Source organism: Nocardioides sp. L-11A (assembly GCA_029961745.1).
Taxonomy (GTDB): Bacteria; Actinomycetota; Actinomycetes; order Propionibacteriales; family Nocardioidaceae; genus Nocardioides.
Genome location: CP124680.1, coordinates 125,250 through 143,836, shown reverse-complemented (window position 1 = coordinate 143,836; position 18,587 = coordinate 125,250). Strand labels below are relative to the sequence as shown.

Below are 18,587 nucleotides of genomic sequence, written 5' to 3'. Positions count from 1 at the left end.
CCGGGGCGTCACACCCGTTCGAAGATCGTGGCGTTGGCCTGACCGCCGCCCTCGCACATGGTCTGCAGCCCGTAGCGGATGCCGCGGTCCCTCATGTGGTGGACCAGGGTCGTCGCGAGACGCGCGCCCGAGCCGCCCAGCGGGTGACCGAGGGCGATCGCGCCCCCGACCGGGTTGAGCGACTCGATCGGGGCGTCGTACGTCGCCTGCCAGGCGAGGGGAACGGAGGCGAAGGCCTCGTTGACCTCGAACGCGCCGATGTCGGCCAGGCCGAGGCCCGACCTCGCCAGCGCCTTGGCGGTGGCGGGGATCGGGCCGGTGAGCATGACGTTCGGCTCGCTGCCGACGACCACGGCGGTGTGGATCCGCGCGAGCGGCTTCCAGCCGCGCGTCGCCGCGATCTCCGAGGTCGTGATCAGCAGCGCCGCGGACCCGTCGCTGATCTGGGAGCTGTTGCCCGCGCTGACGACGCCGTCGGCGAGGAAGGGGGTGCGCAGCCCGGCCAGCGTGTCGAGGGAGCAGTCCGCACGGACACCCTCGTCGACGGTCACGGTGCCGTCCGGGGTCTCGATGGCCGCGATCTGGCCGGCGAAGGACCCCGCGGCCACGGCGGCGGCGGCGCGCTGGTGCGACCGCTGCGCGTAGGCGTCGAGCACCGCCCGGTCCAGCGACCACTCCCGGGCGATCTGCTCGGCGCCGAGGCCCTGGTTGGGCATCCCGTCGCCGTACCGCTTCGTGTACAGCTCACCGAGCGGCGACCGGTCACCGACCGCCGACCCCATGGGGATCCGCGACATCGACTCCACGCCACCGGCCACGACGAGGTCGTAGTGGCCGGCCACCACTCCCGCGGCGGCGAAGTGGATCGCCTGCTGGGACGAACCGCATTGCCGGTCCACGGTCGTGCCCGGGACGGACTCGGGCCAGCCGGCCGACAGGACGGCGGTGCGCGCGATGTCGAAGGTCTGCTCGCCGACCTGGCTGACGCATCCCCAGATCACGTCGTCGACCTCCACCGGGTCGAGGCCGGCGTCGGTCACCAACGCGGACAGCACCTGCGCCGAGAGGTCGGCGGGATGGACCGTGGAGAGGACACCGGCTCGCCTGCCGACGGGGGAACGGACGGCCGCGACGACGACTGCGTCTCGCATGGGAACTCCTTCTCGAGGGGGATCTGCGGATGGGGTGGGCTCAGCCCTGGGTCAGCGGGAAGACCCACGGGCGCAGCGGCGAGCCCGTCGCTCCGCGCAGCCGCAGACAGGCTGCGAAGAACGCGAACTCGTGCACCCCCGCCTCCGCCAGCTCCTCGAGGTTGAGCGCCTCGATCAACGGCGCTCCGGCCTCGGCCAGCAGATAGGTGTGCACGGGCGTGTAGTTGTCGTCGTCGTGGGCGGGGCCCTGCTCGACGCAGATCGTGTCGGCGCCCACGATCATGGCGCCCTTGTCCACGAGGTACACCGCGGCGGCGCGGTTGATGCCCGGCGGGTTCCCGCCCCACGCCTCGTGGTCGGGCCAGGCCCGCATCCGCCCCGTGCGGATCAGGACGACATCGCCGGGCCGGATCTCGCTGCCCTGGGCGGTGAGGCACTCGTCGACGTCCTCCGGCGTGATGCCGTAGTTGTCCGGGAGCATGTCGACACCCCGCAGCGTCGCGAAGTCGAGCAGGACGCCGCGCGCGATGATCGGCGGCATCTGGTCGGCACCGGACTTGTACCAGTGCCGGCTGCCGAGGTGCTCGGCCTCGGTGAAGTTGTTGTAGATCCGGCCGTTGTAGCCGTAGTGGTTCAGGGTGTCGATGTGGGTGCCGGTGTGCGTGTACATCAGGATCGAGTCGCCGGAGTAGCCGACGTACTCGGTCAGCTCCTTGGAGATGCCCGGGAGCCCGTCGTTGACGGTGCCGTGCGGCGTGTGCGTCATCCAGATCTGGTACGCCGGGTCGCCCACCATCTGCCACGACGGCATCCCGATGAAGTAGTCCACCGAGAGGTCGAACATCCGGGTGGGGTCGATCCGGCTCATCACAGACGCACGCGACTCGGGCGTCATCAGGTTGAGTCGACCGATCTGGTCGTCGGGACCGAACGGGCTGGTCGCCACCTGGCGCCGCGCGCCGGATGCGGGGTTCTCGGACATGGTCTCTCCTTGGTCGCGGAGGCGGGATCGCTCCGGGTGGGTGATGATCGCGAGCTCGGCCTAGCGGCCGGGCTCGGCGGGCTCGGCGGGGGCGGCGAGATGGAAGGTGGTCAGGCGCTGGAAGGCATCGGCGGCCCGCAGGACGGTGGCCTCGCCGAGATGGCGGCCGACGAGCTGCATCGAGACCGGCATGCCGTTGCCGTCGTACCCGACGGGGAGTGCGCACGCCGGCAGCCCGACCAGGTTCCACTGGGACATGAAGGACGCTCCCGACCAGCGGTCCATCATCGTCGGGTCCGTCTCGTCGAGCAGCCGCGCTCCGGTCGGCATCGTCGGCAGGGCGATCACGTCGCACTCGCGCAGCACCCGGGCGACCTGCGCCGCGAACAGATCGCGGACCTTCATCGCCTGCACGTAGTCGGCCGCGCCGAACAGGGCCCCGCGAGCCAGCAGTCCGCGGTGATAGACGCCGTACGCCGACCACTGCGCCGCCAGCTCGTCACGGTGGTAGGCGAGCGCCTCGCTCAACAGCACCACCTGGCAGGCGATCTTGGCGATGTCCGCATGCGGGAGCTCGATCTCGACGATCGAGGCGCCGGCCTCCCGCAGCGTCGCGACAGCGGCGACGACACCCGCGCGGACCGGCTCGGCGACATTGCCCTCGTCGAGGAAGTAGGCCGCCGGCCAGCCGATGCGCAGTCCCTCCACCGAGCCGTCCAGCGCATCGGCGTAGTCGGGGACCGGGTCGACGTACGAGGCACCGTCCGACGGATCGTGTCCTGCCATCGCCCCCAGCAGATGGGCGCAGTCGCGAGCCGAGCGCGCGATGGGGCCCACCGTGTCCAGGGACGGCGAGAGCGGGACGACGCCCGTGAGCGGAACCCGTCCGCGGCTGACCTTGAGGCCCGTGACGCCGTTGAGCGCGGAGGGATGCCGCACCGAGCCGGCGGTGTCGGTCGCGACGGAGCCGAGGACCATGCCGGTCGCCACCGCGATGGCCGATCCCGAGCTGGAGCCGCCGGCGTAGCGACGGGGATCCCAGGCGTTGCGCGGCATCGGGAAGCCCTTGCTCGGGTCGTTGAGCCCGAGGGCGAACTCGTTCGTCGTCGTCTTCCCGGTGATGATCGCGCCCGCGTCCCGCAGGCGCGCGATCACGGTCGCGTCGGCGTCGCCGTCCCATCGGGGCGGAGCGACCAGGCTGTTCGCGGTCGTGGCGCCCTCCGCGGTCGCGACGATGTCCTTGACCGCGATCGGGATGCCCTGCAGCGGCCCCCGGTCGCGACCCGCCGCGAGTTCCCGATCGGCACTCTCCGCCGCGGCCATCGCCGCGTCCCGGAAGGTGCGGACGAAGGCGCCCAGACCGGCGTCGAGACGGTCGACGCGGTCGAAGCAGGCGGCCACGAGGGACATCGAGGTGATCGCACCCGAGCGCAGGTCGGCGGCGGTCTCCTCGATCGTGCACCCCACCCCGGCGGACGGGACGGCGGACCGGGCCGCACCCGCGGCGAACGCCTTGGGCACCGACGTGTCGCGCGGCCGGCCGTCGACGGCGGTCCGGTGCATCTCGTCGGCCTGCGCGCGCAGCGTGGCGTAGTCGCGCGCCACCGAGGCGATCTCCGCACGGTCCACCTCGAGTCCGAACAGGTCCAGCAGGACCCGGACCCGGTCCTCCGCCGATGTCATGTCGCCGGCCTCAGCGGTCCATCAGGCCCGCGTAGCGCCCACGCAGCAGGTCCCGGCTGACGATCATCTTCTGGGTCTCGGTCGTGCCCTCGCCGATGCGGCGGATGCGCAGTTCGCGGTACCACCGCTCGAGGGGGAGATCCTTGGTCACGCCGTAGCCGCCGTGGATCTGGATGGCCCGGTCGACGACCCGGCCGGACGACTCGGTGGCGACGATCTTCGCCAGCGCCACCTCGGTCCGGAACGGCTCCCCGCTGTCGGCGCGCTCGGCGGCGTCGAGCGTGACCAGCGCGGCCGAGCGGATGTCGATCTCGTTCTCGACCAGCATCCACTGGATGCCCTCGTGGTCGGCGAGCTTCTGCCCGAAGACCGAGCGGATGCCGGCGTACTCGATCGCGAGGCGGTGCGCGGCCATCGCGACACCGATGCACCCCGCCGCGTAGGGGATCCGGTTCTTGGTGAGCCGCTCGCTCGCCATCGCGAAGCCCTGGCCCACCTCGCCGAGGACCGCGCTGCCGGGGACCCGGACGTCCTCGAACACCAGCTCCGTCGGGTAGTGGCCGGACCGGAGCGTGTGGATCACCCGACGCACGGTGAATCCCGGCGTGTCCGCGTCGACGATGAAGCAGGTGATCCCCTCACGTCCGGACTCCCGGTCACCCGTGCGCGCGAAGACCAGGCCGAAGTCGGCGGAGTCGGCGCCGCTGATGAACACCTTGGTGCCGTTGATGATCCAGTCGTCCCCGTCCTGCTTGGCGCGGGTCTGGATCGATCGGGCCGGGTCGCTGCCGCCGGCGGGCTCGGTGAGCGCGAAGAACGAGCTCTTCTCCCCCCGCAGCACCGGATGGAGATAGCGCTCCTTCTGCTCGTCGGTCGCCTCGTACAGCTGAGCCATGTCGGGCTGCCCGAAGGCGCCGTAGCAGGCCGAGTACAGCCCGGCGCGGTGCTGCGACATCTCCATCGCGAGCAGGGTCCGGGTCACCGTGTCGAGCCCGGGGCCGCCGAACTCCTCCGGCGCATCCAGGTTGTAGAGGCCCATCTGCTTCGTCTTGACGCGGAGCCCGTCGAGGACCGAGGGCCTCAGCTCGCTCTCGTCCGGGTCGAGCTCGAGCTCCAGGGGGACGATCTCGTTGCGGACGAAGCTCCGGACGTTGTGGATCAGCGCGCGCTGGACGTCGTTGAAGGCGAATCCCATGGTCTGTGCTCCAGTCTCTAGTTCTGCCGGATGCGTCCGGTCGGGAGGTTCTCGGTGTCGGCGAGGTTGGACGGCGGCTCCCCGGTGTCGTTGACGAACACCTGGACGACCTCACGGAAGCGGGAGAGGTAGGCGTTCGTGCGCTCGTACCTGAAGGAGAGACCCGGCCCGCGATCGAGCCAGACCTGCAGCGCCCCGCGCAGGCCGAAGGGGCTGTGCCCACCGGCGTAGTCGATGCCGATCACCCCGGAGGCGTCGGCGACCTCGAAGACGCCGACCGTGGCCGGGACCTCCGCCAGCGTCTCCGCGGTGAGCGGAGACCACGCCTTGGTCATCGAGACGCTCATCGGGCGGGCACCGCCGTCCGGGAGGAGTCGGTGGCCGCCGGCGTACCGAGGTCGGCCAGCAGGGTCCGGGGAACATCCACATGTCGCGAGCGCACGTACTCACCTAGTCCTTTGGCTTGGGGATCGGGTCGGGTCGTCGCGGCGACGCCGTCGCCGAGAAGTCCGTGGACGACGAAGTTCAGCGCTCGCAGGCGCGGGAGCTCGTAGCGATCGACGGTCAGGTCGGACGCCTCGACCAGCAGGAGACGCAGCCGGTCGACGTCGAGGTAGTCGCGCAGCCAGGCGAACGCGTCGTCGGAGCGGGCCCAGAGGCCGATGTTGGCGTCGCCGCCCTTGTCGCCCGAGCGGGCGCCGACGAGTCGACCGAGCGGTACCGAGACGGTCTCGCCAACGATCCGGTGCCCGAGGGAGGACGCCGGCGACGCGGCCGGAAAGCCCGGGTACGGCGCCACCGGCGGGACCGGCGCCGGCAGCCGGCGCCCGTCGGCGAAGACCACCTCCGGAGCGAGCTCGGCGGTCGGGATCAGCGCCGGCCAGTAGACGCCGAAGGCACTCGCCCGGCGCTCGGCCCGCTCGACCCACATCCCGGGGTAGCCGCCCATCCCGATGTCGCCGATGGCGTCGAAGAACCGCCGTCCGACCCTGCTCTCGTCCGGGTCCTTGAGGGTGACCCGGAGCCGCGACTCCGCGGCGGCACTCGCCGACGGGTCGGGGACATCGGTGCGGAGCAGTCGGACGTCGGCCTCGGCGAAGGTGTCGAGGCCGCCGAGCGCGTCGTCGAGCGCGCGCACGGTGTGGTCGGCCTTGGCCTCGATGTCGAGTCCGGTGAGGACGAAGGTCGCGCTGTTGCGGAATCCGCCGGCGTAGTTCACGCACACCTTCGCGGTGTCCGGTGCCGGGCGTCCGCGGACGCCGCTGATCCGGACACGGTCCGCCGCCTCCTGGCTCAGCTCGATCGTGTCGAAGCGCGCGACCACGTCGGGATTGAGGTAGTCGGGCGTCGCGGTCTCGTAGAGGACCTGGGCCGTCACCGTCTCGACGGTCACGGCACCGCCCGTGCCGGGGTGCTTGGTGATCACCGCGGAGCCGTCCGGTGCGATCTCGGCGATCGGGTAGCCCGGCCGGCTGCCGGCCGGGAGCTCGGTGAAGAACGAGTAGTTGCCCCCGGTGGCCTGCGGCCCGCACTCGATGACGTGGCCGGCGACGACCGCGCCGGCGAGCGCATCCCAGTCGTCGAGCCGCCAGTCGAAGGCCCACGCGGCGGGGCCGACGACGAGGGAGGCGTCCGTGACCCGGGGACAGACCACGATGTCGGCACCGCCCCGGAGCGCTTCGGCGATGCCCCAGCCGCCGAGATAGGCGTTGGCCGTGACCGGCGCGACGCCTGCCTCGTGCAGGGTGCGCCCGGTGCCGAGGTGCGCGAGCGGGTGCCCGGCGGCCTGCAGCGAGGGCAGGCGGTCGAGGAGATCGTCGCCCTCGACGTGGGCGATCGTCGGCTGCAGGCCCAGCCGGGCGGCCAGCAGCTCGATCTCACGGGCCAGGCCGCCCGGGTTGAGGCCGCCCGCGTTGCTGACGATCCGGATCCCCCGGTCGAGGCAGGTGCCCAGCACCTCCTCGACCTGCGTGAGGAACGTCGTGGCGTAGCCCGCGTCCGGGTTGCGCTGACGGCTCTTCCAGAGGATGAGCATCGTCAGCTCGGCCAGATAGTCGCCCGTCAGGACGTCGATCGGGCCGCCCTCGACCATCTCGCGGGCAGCGGAGAGCCGGTCTCCGTAGAAGCCGGAGCAGTTCCCGATCCTCAGGACCTGGCGTGACGTGGTCATCTCACCCTTTCTCACAGGTGGTGTTCAGAGCGGAAGCGCGACGGTCGCCGAGGCGATCGCGCACACCGCGTCGTCGGACTCCCGGATCTCCTGCAGGTCCAGGTGGACCAGGCCGAGACCGTCGTCGGAGCGTTCGGTGCCGACGACCTCGCCGCCACAGGTCAGGACGTCGCCGGGAACGGCGAACCGGCGCACCGACACCGCCAGCCGGCGCAGCCGCCCGGCGGATCCGATCCAGCCCGTGCAGAGACTGGTGAGGAAGGCGCCGTGCAGATGGGACTGGACGAGGACGTCGGGGTAGCCCTCGGCTGCCGCGTAGTCCGGGTCGAAGTGGATGCGGTGGCTGTTCCAGGTCACCGCGCTGTAGCGATAGACCTGCAGCCTCGTCGGCACCCGGCGCAGCTCGGGCAGCCGGTCACCGACCTGGACGTCCCCGAAGCGGAGGTGGCGCTCGACGGCGGAGGTGACGGCGGAGGTGCGGTGGCTCATCGCAGGAGCAGCTTTCGGGTCGTGGTCACCAGGAGGCGACCGGCGGCGTCGGTGAACTCGTGGCAGTAGCTGACGACGATGACCGGTCCCGAGCGACCGGCGCGCAACTCGACGTCGGTCATGGTCGACCGCTCCTCGACGGTGGTGCCGGCGGTGATCGGCCGATGGAACTCCATGTCCTCACCGCCGCCCATCACCCGGACGCCGTCGGGCGCCAGGTCCTCGAGCGCGGCGGCGGGCGTGCCGTCCTCGCGCAGGTCCTCGGTCGGCGGACCCTCGTCCCAGACCGACACCGCGGTCACGAGATTGGCGGGCGCGACGACGTCGGCGTACCCCTGCCGACGGGCGTAGGCGGTGTCGTAGTGGATCGGGTCGGTCTCGCCGATCGCCCGCGCGTAGCGACGGATCAGGACCCCGGTGACCTCCCCGAGCTGGTGGGTCCGCTGGGTGCCGATCCGGGTGTGGATGGTCTCGAACAGCGTCTGGTCGACGGCCATGTCCCTTGTCTCTCCTAGATCACGTTCTCGTCGTGGAGCCGGCGGAGCTGCTCCGGCGTCAGGTCCAGGCGCTCGGCGAGCACCTGGTCGGTGTCGGCCCCGAGCGCGGGTGCGCCCCGGGAGGCCACCGGTGCGGAGTCGGTCAGGTTCAGCGGGCTGCCGAAGACGTAGCCGGGCCGTCCGTCCGCGGTCGTGACGGGACGGATCATCGAGTCCTCGCCGACCATCGGGCCGGCCAGCACGTCGGCGAGGGAGAGCACCGGCGCACAGGGCACGCCCGCGGCCTGGAGATCGGCGACGATCAGGTCGCGGGACCGGCCCGCGGTCCACCCGCCGACGATCTCGTCCAGCTTCTCCATCTGCGCGACCCGGCCCGGCGGGCTCGCGAGCTCCGGTGCCGCGGCCAGGTCGTCCCGCTCCATCAGTCGGCACAGCGTCTGCCAGTGGGTGTCGGTCATGCACAGGATCGCGACCCAGCCGTCGGCGGCGGGATAGACGTTGTACGGGCTCACCGCCATGCCACCGTGACGGTTGCCGGTCCGCTCCGGGAGGGCGCCGTCGTTGTCCAGGTGGCCGGCGATGCTGGACGTGAGCGAGGGGATGACCGCGTCCTGCATCGCGACCTCGACGTGCTGGCCACGCCCGGTCACGGTGCGTTGGAGGAGGGCGGCGAGGATCGCGCCGAACAGGTGCGTGCCGCCGAAGAAGTCCGCGACGGCCGGACCCGCCTTGGTGGGAGGCAGCTCAGGCTGTCCGGTCGTGGCCATCACCCCGGACACGGCCTGGATCGTCAGGTCCATGGCCCGCTGCTCGGCCTGGGGCGTGTGGACGCCGTAGCCTCGCCCCGAGGCCAGGATGATCCGGCTGTTGGCCTCCGCCAGGGTGTCGTAGCCCAGCCCCAGGCGCTGGAGCGCTCCGGGACTGAAGTTCTCGACGACGACGTCGGCCTGCGCGACCAGCTCCAGGAGGAGCGCCCGGCCGCGGGGGTCCTTGAGGTTGAGCCGCAGGCTCTTCTTGCCCCCGTTGAGCAGGCCGAAGGCCGCCGTCTCCTGATCGCCCGCGAGCCGCCAGCGCACGGGCTCGCCGCCGAAGGGCTCGACCTTGATGATCTCGGCGCCGAGCTGGGCCAACAGCAGCGTGCAGTAGGGGCCGTTGTAGACCTGGCTGAGGTCCAAGACGGTCACGCCGTCCAGCGCCCGACTCGTCATCTGGTGCTCCCTTCCGCGGGTCGGCGCGATCGGCCGACCGAGAAAAACATACTACTGCGTAGGTCGTTCTTGCAACGGTCTCTTCACGCGCTCTCCAGCATCGCGCGAAGAGAGCGGGCGCGCCGCGACTCACGCGCCCGCGAGCTCCCGGAACGCGAGCACGGCCGGGTCGCGCTCGTCCCGCGACCCCTGGGCGAAGGTGCGCGCCCCCCGGCCCGGGGACGCCGGCGACAGCGCGCGACTCCAGTCCATGACGCAGATCCGCCGCTCGACCCGCCAGGCACCCTCGCGACGCGCGAGGCGGTCGACGTAGCGTCCGGCGAACACGCCCGTCGACACGGGGTCGCCCGCCGGATCCAGATCCTGGAGATAGCAGAGGAAGTAGGACTCGCAGACCGCGACGTCCCCCCGGACCTCGATCAGCAGGTTCCCGATCAGATGATGCCGCGACCCCAGCGGACCGTCGGTCTGCCGGAGCCTCGCGGCGAACTCCTCGACCGTGCCGCTGGCGTACCCGTGCTCGTCGTAGGCGCCGGGGTGGTAACAGCTCTCGACCATGTCGACATCACCCCGATCGACCCCGTGGGCGTAGCGCAGCACGGTCCGGGAGATCTCCCGCTCATCCAGCAACAGCTGGATGCCCGCGCGGAGTCGATCGCCCGCCAGCAGTCCGCCCGCCGCCGTCCCCGCCACCTCAGCGACCTCCGCCACCTCGTCCATCACTCCTCCTCGCCGGGCTCACGCGCCCTCTCAAAAAAACCTACGTGGTAGTATGTCATGGTGACAGACCTCGAATACTCGGTCGCGGACGGGATCGGCACGATCCTGCTCAACCGGCCCCACCTGAAGAACGCGTTCACCCTCGAGATGGTCGACGAGTGGAGCGATGCGCTCCGGTCGGCGCGCACCGATCCCGCGGTGCGCGCCGTCGTCGTGACCGGCGCGGGCGACGCGTTCTGCTCCGGCATCGACCTGAGCACGTTCGATCGCGAGGCGACAGGACCACTGGCGCTCAAGACCCTCCTGCACGAGCGGATCCATCGGGTGGCGATGGCGGTCGAGGATCTCGACAAGCCCCTGATCGCGGCCGTGAACGGCCTCGCCGTCGGCGCCGGGATGGACATGGCCCTGATGTGCGACATCCGGCTGGTCGCCGCGTCGGCCCGCTTCTCCCAGGCCTACATCCGGCTCGGTCTCGTCCCCGGGGACGGCGGCTGCTACTACCTCCCCCGCCTGGTCGGCATGGCCCGCGCGCTGGAGCTGATGTGGACCGGCGACTTCGTCGGGGCCGAGGAGGCCCACCGCCTGGGCATCGCGGACCACGTGTACGCCGACAGCGACTTCCCCCGCGCGTCGCGCTCCTTCTTGGAGCGACTCGCGGCCCAGCCGCCGCTCAACGTGCGGCTCATCAAGCGCGCGGCCCACCAGTCGGCCCGGACCGACGCCCGAACCGCGCTCGACCTGATCTCCTCGCACATGGCCCTCGTGCACAGCACCGAGGACTCGGCCGAGGCCATGACCGCCTTCCGCGAGGGCCGGGCGGCCCACTTCACGGGGAGCTGAGGCGGTCGATGAGCAACCCGACGACCGCCGCCCACGATCCCCTCGCGCCTTCGATCAGCGTCTCCCGCGAGGGCGCCACGGCCACCGTCCTCCTCGACCGGCCGGAGCGCAGGAACGCCATCGACAGCGAGGGCTGGGACCGGCTCCGCGCGATCTTCGACGACCTCGCCCGGGACGACTCCGTGCGCGCCGTCGTCCTGACCGGCGCCGGCGGGAACTTCTGCGCGGGCGCCGACCTCGGGGGCACTCGACGCGAGGAGCATCCCCTCGCCCGGATGCGGCGCGTCGGCGACGTCGCGCTGGCCCTCGTCGAGATGCCCAAGCCGGTGATCGCCCAGGTGGCCGGGAGCGCCATCGGCGCCGGGTGGAACCTGGCGCTGGCCTGCGACCTGGTCGTGGCCGACACCAGCGCCCGCTTCTCTCAGATCTTCGCGCGGCGTGGCCTCTCGGTCGACTTCGGCGGAACGTGGCTCCTTCCCCGGCTGGTCGGCCTCCAGCAGGCCAAGCGGCTGACCATGCTCGCCGAGACCATCGGCGCGGAGGAGGCCCGGCAGCTCGGTCTGGTGACCTGGGTGTGCGCCGAGGGAGATCTCCCGGCCTTCGTCTCCGACCTGGCCGGCCGCTTGGCCGCCCAGCCGCCCCTGGCCGTGGCACAGACGAAGAGCCTGCTCCACCAGGGGACCCGGCAGAGCCTGGCCGACGCACTCGAGGGCGAGGCCCGGGCCCAGGCGGTCAACCTCGCGACCGAGGACGCCCCCGCCGCCTTCCGCGCCTTCCTGGACAAGTCCGCCCCACCCGCGTTCACCGGCCGCTGGGCGGTGCGATGACGACCGCGGCCGTCGGCCGGGAGCAGCCGGACCTGTGGCGGCTGCGACCCGCCGCCCTGCCCCCCGAGCTCGACCGGCTACGCGCGCAGGTGCGTGCCTTCCTCGCGCAGGAGGTCTCATCCGGGCGGATCACGACCCGCTGCGACCAGTGGCTCGGTGGCTGGGACGAGGCGTTCAGTCGTCGCCTGGGCGAGCACGGCTGGCTGGGCATGACCTTCCCCGCGGCGTACGGCGGCGCGGCGGCCGGTGCGCTCGCCCGGTTCGTCGTCACCGAGGAGCTGCTGGCGGCCGGCGCTCCCGTCGCCGCGCACTGGATCGCCGACCGCCAGTCGGGCCCGGGTCTCCTGCGGTTCGGCACGGAGGAGCAGAAACAGACCTACCTGCCCCGCATCGCGCGCGGCGAGTGCTTCTTCGCCGCGGGGATGAGTGAGCCGGACACCGGATCCGACCTCGCCTCCGTGCGGACCCGCGGCACGCGGGTCGAGGGCGGCTGGCGGATCAGCGGGACCAAGGTCTGGGCGAGCGGCGCCCACCGCGCCCACGCGATGATCGCGCTCGTGCGCACCGAGGCACGCACCGCGGATCGACACGCCGGCCTGACCCAGGTGATCGTCGACCTGCCCGACCCCGACGTGCACATCCGGCCGATCCTGCTGCTCTCCGGCGAGCACCACTTCAACGAGGTCGTGTTCGACGACGTCTTCGTCCCCGACGATCGGGTGCTCGGCGCTCCCGGTGCGGGCTGGCAGCAGGTGACCAGCGAGCTGGCGATGGAGCGCAGCGGTCCCGAGCGCGTCCTGTCCACCTTCCCCCTGCTCAGCGCACTGGTGGACCGGCTGGCGAGCGCCGGGAGCGAGGCGAGCGCCGCGCGCCTGGGCGCCCTCGTCGCCCGGCTCTGGACGCTGCGCCAGATGTCCCTGGCCGTCGCGGGTCGACTCCAGGCCGGCGCGGCTCCCGCCGTCGAGGCGGCGCTGGTGAAGGACCTCGGGACCCGGTACGAGGGCGTGGTGATCGAGGCGGCCCGCGAGCTCGGCGGCGCCGTCCCCGACCTGGGATCGGCCGATCCCGTGGCGTCGCTCCTCGCCGAGTCGATCCTGCACAGTCCGGGCTTCACCCTGCGGGGTGGGACCAACGAGATCCTGCGTGGCGTGGTCGCCAAGGAGTTGGGGGTTCGATGAACGACGTACACGACACACTGACCGCGGTGGTCCGGGAGGTCTGCGCCAAGCTGTCCGACGCGGAGATCCGGGACCGCGCCGACGACGGCGGCTGGAACGCCCCGCTCTGGGCGGCGCTGGAGGAGCTGGGCATGACGACCATCGCCGTGCCGGAGGAGGCCGGGGGGTCGGGGGGCACGATCAGCGACGCCGTCGCCGTCCTCCAGGTGCTCGGTGAGCACGCGGCCGCGATCCCCTTCGCCGAGTCCTGCCTCCTCGGCGGGTGGCTGCTCGCCCGGTGCGGAGCGCCGGTCCCGCGAGGTCCGCTCACGGCGACCGTTGCCGGCGACGGACTCCACGTCGTCCGACACGGGGACGAGGTCGAGATCCGCGGATCGATCCCCCGGGTCCCCTGGGCCCGTCAGGCCGAGCATCTCCTCGTCGTGCACGACGCCGGCATCGTGCTGCTGAGGGCCGGGGAGTTCGAGGTGCTGCCCCGGACGAACCTCGCCGGCGAGCCCCGGGACGACGTCCTCGTCGATCGGGTGCTCACGGCGGACCATGATCTCGGACCCTGCCTCGCCGAGCGTTCCTCGATCCGCGACGAGTTCCAGCAGCGCGCCGCGCTGTCCCGGGCGGCACTGCTGGCCGGAGCCGCCCGACGCGCCCTGGCGCTGGCCGTCGACTACGCGGGCGAACGCGAGCAGTTCGGCCGGCCGATCGCCAGGTTCCAGGCCGTGCAGCAGTACCTCGCCGCCATGGCCGGCGAGGTACTGGCGATGCGGATCGCCGTGGACGCCGCCGCCGTCGCCGTCGCCGAAGGGCACGGCGCCCTCGCCGTCGCGGCCGCCAAGACGACGACCAGCGGCTCGGCCGGTGTCGTGGCCTCGCTGGCCCACCAGGTCCACGGCGCTCTCGGCTACACCGCCGAACATCCGCTGCACCGGACGACGACGCGGCTGTGGGCCTGGCGTGACGAAGGCGGGAGCGAGCACGCCTGGGCCGCTGACCTCGGTCGGCGGGCGCTCCGGGCCGGCCCCGGTGGCCTGTGGGCGCTGATCACGGCGACGGAGGCGGGCCGATGAGTGCCGTGCGCTTCGAGGACGCGGACGGCATCGCCGTCATCACGATCGACCGTCCCGCGCGGCGCAACGCGGTCGACCTCGAGGTCGCCCACGGCATCGCCCGGGCGATCGATGCCTTCGAGGCGCGTGCCGACCTCGCCGTCGCGATCCTCACCGGCGCCGGAGGCACGTTCTGCGCGGGCCTCGACCTGGCGGCCTTCACGCGCGGAGAGATCCCGATCCTGCCGGGACGCGGCTTCGGTGGCCTCACCGAGAGCCCTCCCGGCAAGCCGTTGATCGCGGCCGTCGAGGGGTGGGCTCTCGCCGGTGGCTTCGAGCTCGCCCTGGCGGCGGACCTCATCGTCGCCGCGCGGGATGCCCGGTTCGGCCTGCCCGAGACCAAGCGCGGCCTGGTCGCCGGGGCCGGTGGCCTGCTCCGGTTGCCCAAGACCCTTCCCTACCGGCTGGCGATGCAGCTCGCCCTGACGGGCGAGCCGATCGGGGCCGAGGCGGCCCATGACCACGGGTTGGTGAACATCCTCACCGAGCCGGGAGGCGCCCTGACCGCGGCGCGCGAGCTCGCCGCCTCCATCGCCGCCAACGGGCCGCTCGCGGTCCGGGCCAGCAAGGAGATCGTGGCGATGTCGGTCGACTATCCGAGCACCGGCGGCTTCGACGCCCAGCGTCCACTCGTCGAGCGGATCCTCGCGTCCCGCGACGCCCTCGAGGGCGCCCTCGCGTTCACCGAGCGGAGAGCGCCCGTCTGGGCGGGTGAGTAGAGGTGGCGCAGCGCCGGTCCGCGGCTCGACCGCGGACCGGCGCGGGCGGCTCAGCTCGCCCGGCGCCGCCGACGGCGCGTGCGACGACCACTCAGCACGGCCGCACCGACGGCGACCAGGAGCGCGAGCCCGTTGAACAGGTCGGTGACCCAGAGCTGGTTGCCCATCAGCTGGAGCCCCTTGACCCCGGTCGCCAGCAGGACGACGGCGATCACCGTGCCCCAGACGTTGAACCGTCCGGGCTTCACCTGGGTGGTCGCCAGGAAGCAGGCCGCGAAGCTCGGCAGCAGGTACGCCGGCCCCAAGGTCGGCGCCACACTCCCGATCTTGGCCGTGACCAGCACGCCGGCCACGGAGGCGAAGAGCGCTGTGACCACGAAGGAGCCGGCGACGTAGCGGACCGTGCGGACGCCGGCCAGGCGAGCCGCGTCCGGGCTCGCCCCGACGGCATACGCCCGCCGTCCCACGGGGCTGTGCTCGAGCGCGTACCACACCAGGAAGCACAGTCCGATCGCGTAGACGGCGACCACCGGCAGCCCGAGGAGCTCCGCGTTGGCGATCTCCTGGAAGCCCTCCGGCACCGGTCCCACGAACTGGTAGTTCGAGACGAGCGAGGTGACGGCCAGCAGGACCGAGCTCATGCCCAGGGTCGCGATCAGGCTGTCGATCCCGACGCCGGCGACCAGGATCGCGTTGACGACGCCGACCGACACGCCCACCAGCAGGGTGATGGTCACGGCGAGCACGGGGCTCAGGTCCTGCTTGACCATGAGGGCACCGCAGAGCACGGCGCTCATGCCGAGGTTCTGGGCGGCCGACAGATCGAACTGACCGACCGCCAGGGTCACCAGCAGCCCGAGGGCCAGGATCAGCGTCACCGACTGGTCGCCGGCGATGCTCGTGATCGTCGAGCTCGTCGGGAAGGTCTCCGGGAGCCGGATCGAGAAGAAGGCCACGAAGACGGCCAGGAGCAGGAGGCCGCTGTAGCGGGCCGGGCGCAAGGCACCCAGGATCCGGCTCGGGGACCTCCTCCCCTCGCGGTCGTCGGCGTCGAGCGCGGGTACGTCGTCCGCGCGGCTCTCGGTCTGCGCATCAATCGTCATCTGAGGTGGGCCCTTCCAAGCTGTCGGCGACCGAGTCGCGGATGGTCTCGCTCACGATGCGGGCGACGGAGAGCTCGTCCTTGCCGAGCACGGAGGTCACCGCACCGTTGCGCATGATGAGGACGCGGTCGCACACGGCGCACAGCTCCTCCGCGTCCGAGGAGGAGAGGACGACGGCACGTCCCTGGCTCGCGATCTCGGCGAGAGCCCGGTAGATCGACGCCTTGGCGCCCGCGTCGACCCCACCGGTCGGCTCGTCGAGGAGCAGGACCTGCGCGTCGACCCGGAGCCAGCGCGCCAGCACCACCTTCTGCTGGTTGCCGCCGGACAGCAGCGACAGCAGGCGGTCGGGATCGTCGGGTACGACGTCCAGCCGCTTCAACCACGGCTCAACCTCGCGACGCTCCCGGCGCTGTCCGAGCCAGCGTGCCGGACCGGCGGACGGCAGCCGGGGCAGGGTGAGGTTCTCCCCGATCGTCCAGGACTGGATGGTGGAGAGGCGCTTCCGGTCGGCCGGCGCGTAGGCGACGCCCGAGGCGATCGCCCGGTCGGGACGTCCCGGGTCCAGTCGGCGGCCGGCGACCTCCACCTCGCCCGACGTCCGCGGCCTCGCCCCGTAGACGATGCCCAGGGCCTGGTCGTATCCGGACCCGATGAGGCCCGTGATGCCGACGATCTCGCCGGCGCGCACATCGATGGAGAAGTCGTCCACCTGCTCGCCGACGACCTCGTCGGCGCGCAGGAGCACGTCGACGCCCGCCGTCGGCACCGAGGGCGCGAACGCTGTCGGCCTGCGGCCGATGATGAGCTCGACCAGGCCGTCACCGGTGACGTCGGCGACCGGCCGGGTCGCGATCCGGCGCCCGTCGCGCAGCACGGTCACCCGATCACCGATGTCGAAGACCTCGCGCAGCCGGTGGGTCACGTAGAGGACCGCGGTGCCCTGGTCGCGCAGGCGCCGCACCAGGCCGAACAGCTGCTCGACCTGGTGCTGGGGGAGCGACGCCGTGGGCTCGTCGAGCACGAGGACCGCCGGCGCCGTGGCGGCGCCCGCGACGGCGCGGACGATGGCGACCATCGTCTGCTCGCCGGGGGTGGCGGCGGACAGGGGGGCGGCCGGATCGAGGTCGAGGTTGAACCGGTCGAGGAGCCTGGTCGCGGCCGCTCGCTCGGTCCGCTCCGAGACCCACCACCGGCCGGCGTACCTGTTGCCCAGGGCGAGGTTGTCGACGACGTCCAGGTCCGGGACGAGGCCGAGGTCCTGGTGGATGAAGGCGACGCCGTGATCACGGATCGTCGGGCTGCCGAGGACGACGGACCGCCCGTCGAGCACCGCGGCCGATCCCGGGTCGGGCGCGTGGTAGCCCGCCAGGATCTTGATCAGCGTGGACTTCCCGGACCCGTTCTGTCCGAGCAGGCAGTGCACCTCGCCGGCTCGCAGCTCCAGGTCGACGTCGTCGAGCGCCTTCTGCGCCGGGAACGTCTTGGACAACGACTCGATGTGCAGCACGACCCGCCCGGAGGCGTCCGGCGAGCTCATCCCACGTGCCAGGCGTCGTAGTAGGCCTGCGCGTACTCCGGCGGCTCGACCTGGTTGTCGGCGTCCGACACGTTGTCCTCGACGTAGACCTGCTGCCAGCCGATCGGGTCCGCCCGGTCCTCGAGCGGGACGTCGGTCATCAGCCGGATCAGCTGGTCGACGACGCGATAGCCCGCGGCGGCGAGCTCCAGCCCGATCGACGCCCACTGCTTGCCGGCCTGGATCGCCTCCAGCGCGGCCGCGTCCGCGGCCCTGCTGATGATCTTGACCCGGTCCTGGAGGCCGGCCGCCTGGAGCGCGGCGGCGAGACCGGCGTTGTAGTCGACGACCGCGAGGGCGACGTACGCCGTGTCGGGATGGGCCTGCAGATAGCTGACGATCTGGGAGGGGACCGTCTTGCCGATGTTGGCGTTGGAGACCTCGAGGATGCCGGGCTCGGCACCGGCGCTCTTCATCGTGGCCTCGAACCCCGCCTTGATCGGGCCCCAGGAGCCCTCGAAGGACGGGTCCCAGACGAACACGGACTCCACCGGACCCTCCGCGTCGGCGAGGATCGACTGCGCCATCAGGGTGCCGGTGAAGCGGGCGTCCCGCTGGCCGAACACCACGCCCCCGATGGGGGTGTCGGCCTCCGCGAGCGGATCGCCGAGGGGCGAGATGGCGACGATCCGGGTGCCGGCCGCGTGGATCTTCGCCAGCTGCTTGGCGACCGACGAGTCGGGCAGCGCCGAGATGTAGGCGAGGGCGTCCGGCGGATCGGCGGCCACCTGGTTCATCGCGGAGGTGTAGCCCTCGGGGGTGCTGTTGGTCTGCAGGGTGGAGACCGTCCAGCCGAGCTTCTCCGCGGCCTCCCGAGCACCGTCCGAGAGCGTGACGCACACCGGGATCGAGCAGGTCACCATGACGAGCCGCTTGCCGGTGGGAGCGGGCGCCGGAAGCTCCGGCACCGCCGCGGCCTCCTGGATCTGCGTGTACCGGTCGAAGGCCGCCCCGGCGTCGTCGACCACCTGCTGCTGGGCGGAGGTCAGCTCGGCGCTGCCGTCGCCCCCGTCGCCGTCGTCTCCGCCGCACGCCGTCGCCAGGCCGAGCACACCGACGAGGACGGCCGCCATCGAGGCCCTGAACTTTTTCGACATCGCTTCACTTTCGGGTCGTCGAGCGCCGAATCGCTCGGGAGGG

General features: G+C 72.1%; 18 protein-coding genes. 5 read left to right on the top strand and 13 right to left on the bottom strand.

Annotated elements, in window-relative coordinates; all coding sequences use genetic code 11:
• Window positions 1–8 precede the first annotated feature (8 nt).
• The 10 genes from QJ852_00670 to QJ852_00625 form a co-directional block, all read right to left on the bottom strand.
• On the bottom strand, window positions 9–1,151 hold the full coding sequence (locus QJ852_00670; protein WGX96958.1) for a thiolase family protein: 1,143 nt from the start codon (window positions 1,149–1,151) through the stop codon (window positions 9–11).
• 40 nt (window positions 1,152–1,191) lie between these two features.
• A complete protein-coding gene (locus QJ852_00665) occupies window positions 1,192–2,133 on the bottom strand; it encodes a cyclase family protein (GenBank protein WGX96957.1) in 942 nt (313 codons plus the stop codon).
• 60 nt (window positions 2,134–2,193) lie between these two features.
• Window positions 2,194–3,816, bottom strand: a complete 1,623-nt coding sequence (locus tag QJ852_00660; protein ID WGX96956.1) for an amidase — start codon at window positions 3,814–3,816, stop codon at window positions 2,194–2,196.
• 10 nt (window positions 3,817–3,826) lie between these two features.
• Entirely contained in the window at window positions 3,827–5,011 is a 1,185-nt protein-coding gene (locus QJ852_00655) for an acyl-CoA dehydrogenase family protein (protein WGX96955.1), read from the bottom strand.
• A 17-nt stretch (window positions 5,012–5,028) separates the two neighbouring features.
• Complete coding sequence (locus QJ852_00650; protein WGX96954.1) at window positions 5,029–5,346, bottom strand: hypothetical protein; 318 nt, start codon at window positions 5,344–5,346, stop codon at window positions 5,029–5,031.
• Window positions 5,347–5,354: 8 nt separating this feature from the next.
• Entirely contained in the window at window positions 5,355–7,181 is a 1,827-nt protein-coding gene (locus tag QJ852_00645) for a DUF1446 domain-containing protein (protein WGX96953.1), read from the bottom strand.
• A 24-nt stretch (window positions 7,182–7,205) separates the two neighbouring features.
• Window positions 7,206–7,670 (bottom strand): MaoC/PaaZ C-terminal domain-containing protein, encoded by a 465-nt coding sequence (locus QJ852_00640; protein WGX96952.1) that lies wholly within the window; start codon window positions 7,668–7,670, stop codon window positions 7,206–7,208.
• Window positions 7,667–8,167 carry a MaoC family dehydratase N-terminal domain-containing protein gene (locus QJ852_00635; GenBank protein ID WGX96951.1) on the bottom strand — a complete coding sequence of 167 codons (501 nt, stop codon included), beginning with the start codon at window positions 8,165–8,167 and terminating at the stop codon, window positions 7,667–7,669. Before QJ852_00635 ends, QJ852_00640 begins: the two co-directional genes overlap by 4 nt.
• Window positions 8,168–8,181: 14 nt before the next feature.
• Window positions 8,182–9,375: a CoA transferase gene (locus QJ852_00630; GenBank protein ID WGX96950.1), complete on the bottom strand. Its 1,194-nt coding sequence runs from the start codon at window positions 9,373–9,375 to the stop codon at window positions 8,182–8,184.
• A gap of 129 nt (window positions 9,376–9,504) precedes the next feature.
• On the bottom strand, window positions 9,505–10,095 hold the full coding sequence (locus QJ852_00625; protein ID WGX96949.1) for a nuclear transport factor 2 family protein: 591 nt from the start codon (window positions 10,093–10,095) through the stop codon (window positions 9,505–9,507).
• Between the two features lie 60 nt (window positions 10,096–10,155).
• On the opposite strand from QJ852_00625, the gene QJ852_00620 reads away from it, so the two are divergent.
• From QJ852_00620 to QJ852_00600, 5 genes are read left to right on the top strand one after another with little or no spacing between them, the layout of a single operon-like run.
• Entirely contained in the window at window positions 10,156–10,938 is a 783-nt protein-coding gene (locus QJ852_00620; protein ID WGX96948.1) for an enoyl-CoA hydratase-related protein, read from the top strand.
• Window positions 10,939–10,946: 8 nt separating this feature from the next.
• Window positions 10,947–11,765 (top strand): enoyl-CoA hydratase-related protein, encoded by an 819-nt coding sequence (locus QJ852_00615; GenBank protein ID WGX96947.1) that lies wholly within the window; start codon window positions 10,947–10,949, stop codon window positions 11,763–11,765.
• Window positions 11,762–12,943 carry an acyl-CoA dehydrogenase family protein gene (locus QJ852_00610; GenBank protein WGX96946.1) on the top strand — a complete coding sequence of 394 codons (1,182 nt, stop codon included), beginning with the start codon at window positions 11,762–11,764 and terminating at the stop codon, window positions 12,941–12,943. The genes QJ852_00615 and QJ852_00610 overlap by 4 nt, the downstream gene beginning before the upstream one ends.
• Complete coding sequence (locus tag QJ852_00605; GenBank protein WGX96945.1) at window positions 12,940–14,007, top strand: acyl-CoA dehydrogenase family protein; 1,068 nt, start codon at window positions 12,940–12,942, stop codon at window positions 14,005–14,007. Before QJ852_00610 ends, QJ852_00605 begins: the two co-directional genes overlap by 4 nt.
• Window positions 14,004–14,765, top strand: a complete 762-nt coding sequence (locus QJ852_00600; protein ID WGX96944.1) for a crotonase/enoyl-CoA hydratase family protein — start codon at window positions 14,004–14,006, stop codon at window positions 14,763–14,765. The genes QJ852_00605 and QJ852_00600 overlap by 4 nt, the downstream gene beginning before the upstream one ends.
• Window positions 14,766–14,815: 50 nt before the next feature.
• Here QJ852_00600 and QJ852_00595 read toward each other — a convergent pair whose 3' ends face one another.
• From QJ852_00595 to QJ852_00585, 3 genes are read right to left on the bottom strand one after another with little or no spacing between them, the layout of a single operon-like run.
• Complete coding sequence (locus QJ852_00595; GenBank protein ID WGX96943.1) at window positions 14,816–15,868, bottom strand: ABC transporter permease; 1,053 nt, start codon at window positions 15,866–15,868, stop codon at window positions 14,816–14,818.
• Entirely contained in the window at window positions 15,858–17,408 is a 1,551-nt protein-coding gene (locus QJ852_00590) for a sugar ABC transporter ATP-binding protein (GenBank protein ID WGX96942.1), read from the bottom strand. The genes QJ852_00595 and QJ852_00590 overlap by 11 nt, the downstream gene beginning before the upstream one ends.
• The gene (locus tag QJ852_00585; GenBank protein WGX96941.1) at window positions 17,405–18,544 is read right to left on the bottom strand and encodes a substrate-binding domain-containing protein; all 1,140 of its coding nucleotides are present in this window, start codon (window positions 18,542–18,544) and stop codon (window positions 17,405–17,407) included. The genes QJ852_00590 and QJ852_00585 overlap by 4 nt, the downstream gene beginning before the upstream one ends.
• Window positions 18,545–18,587 lie beyond the last annotated feature (43 nt).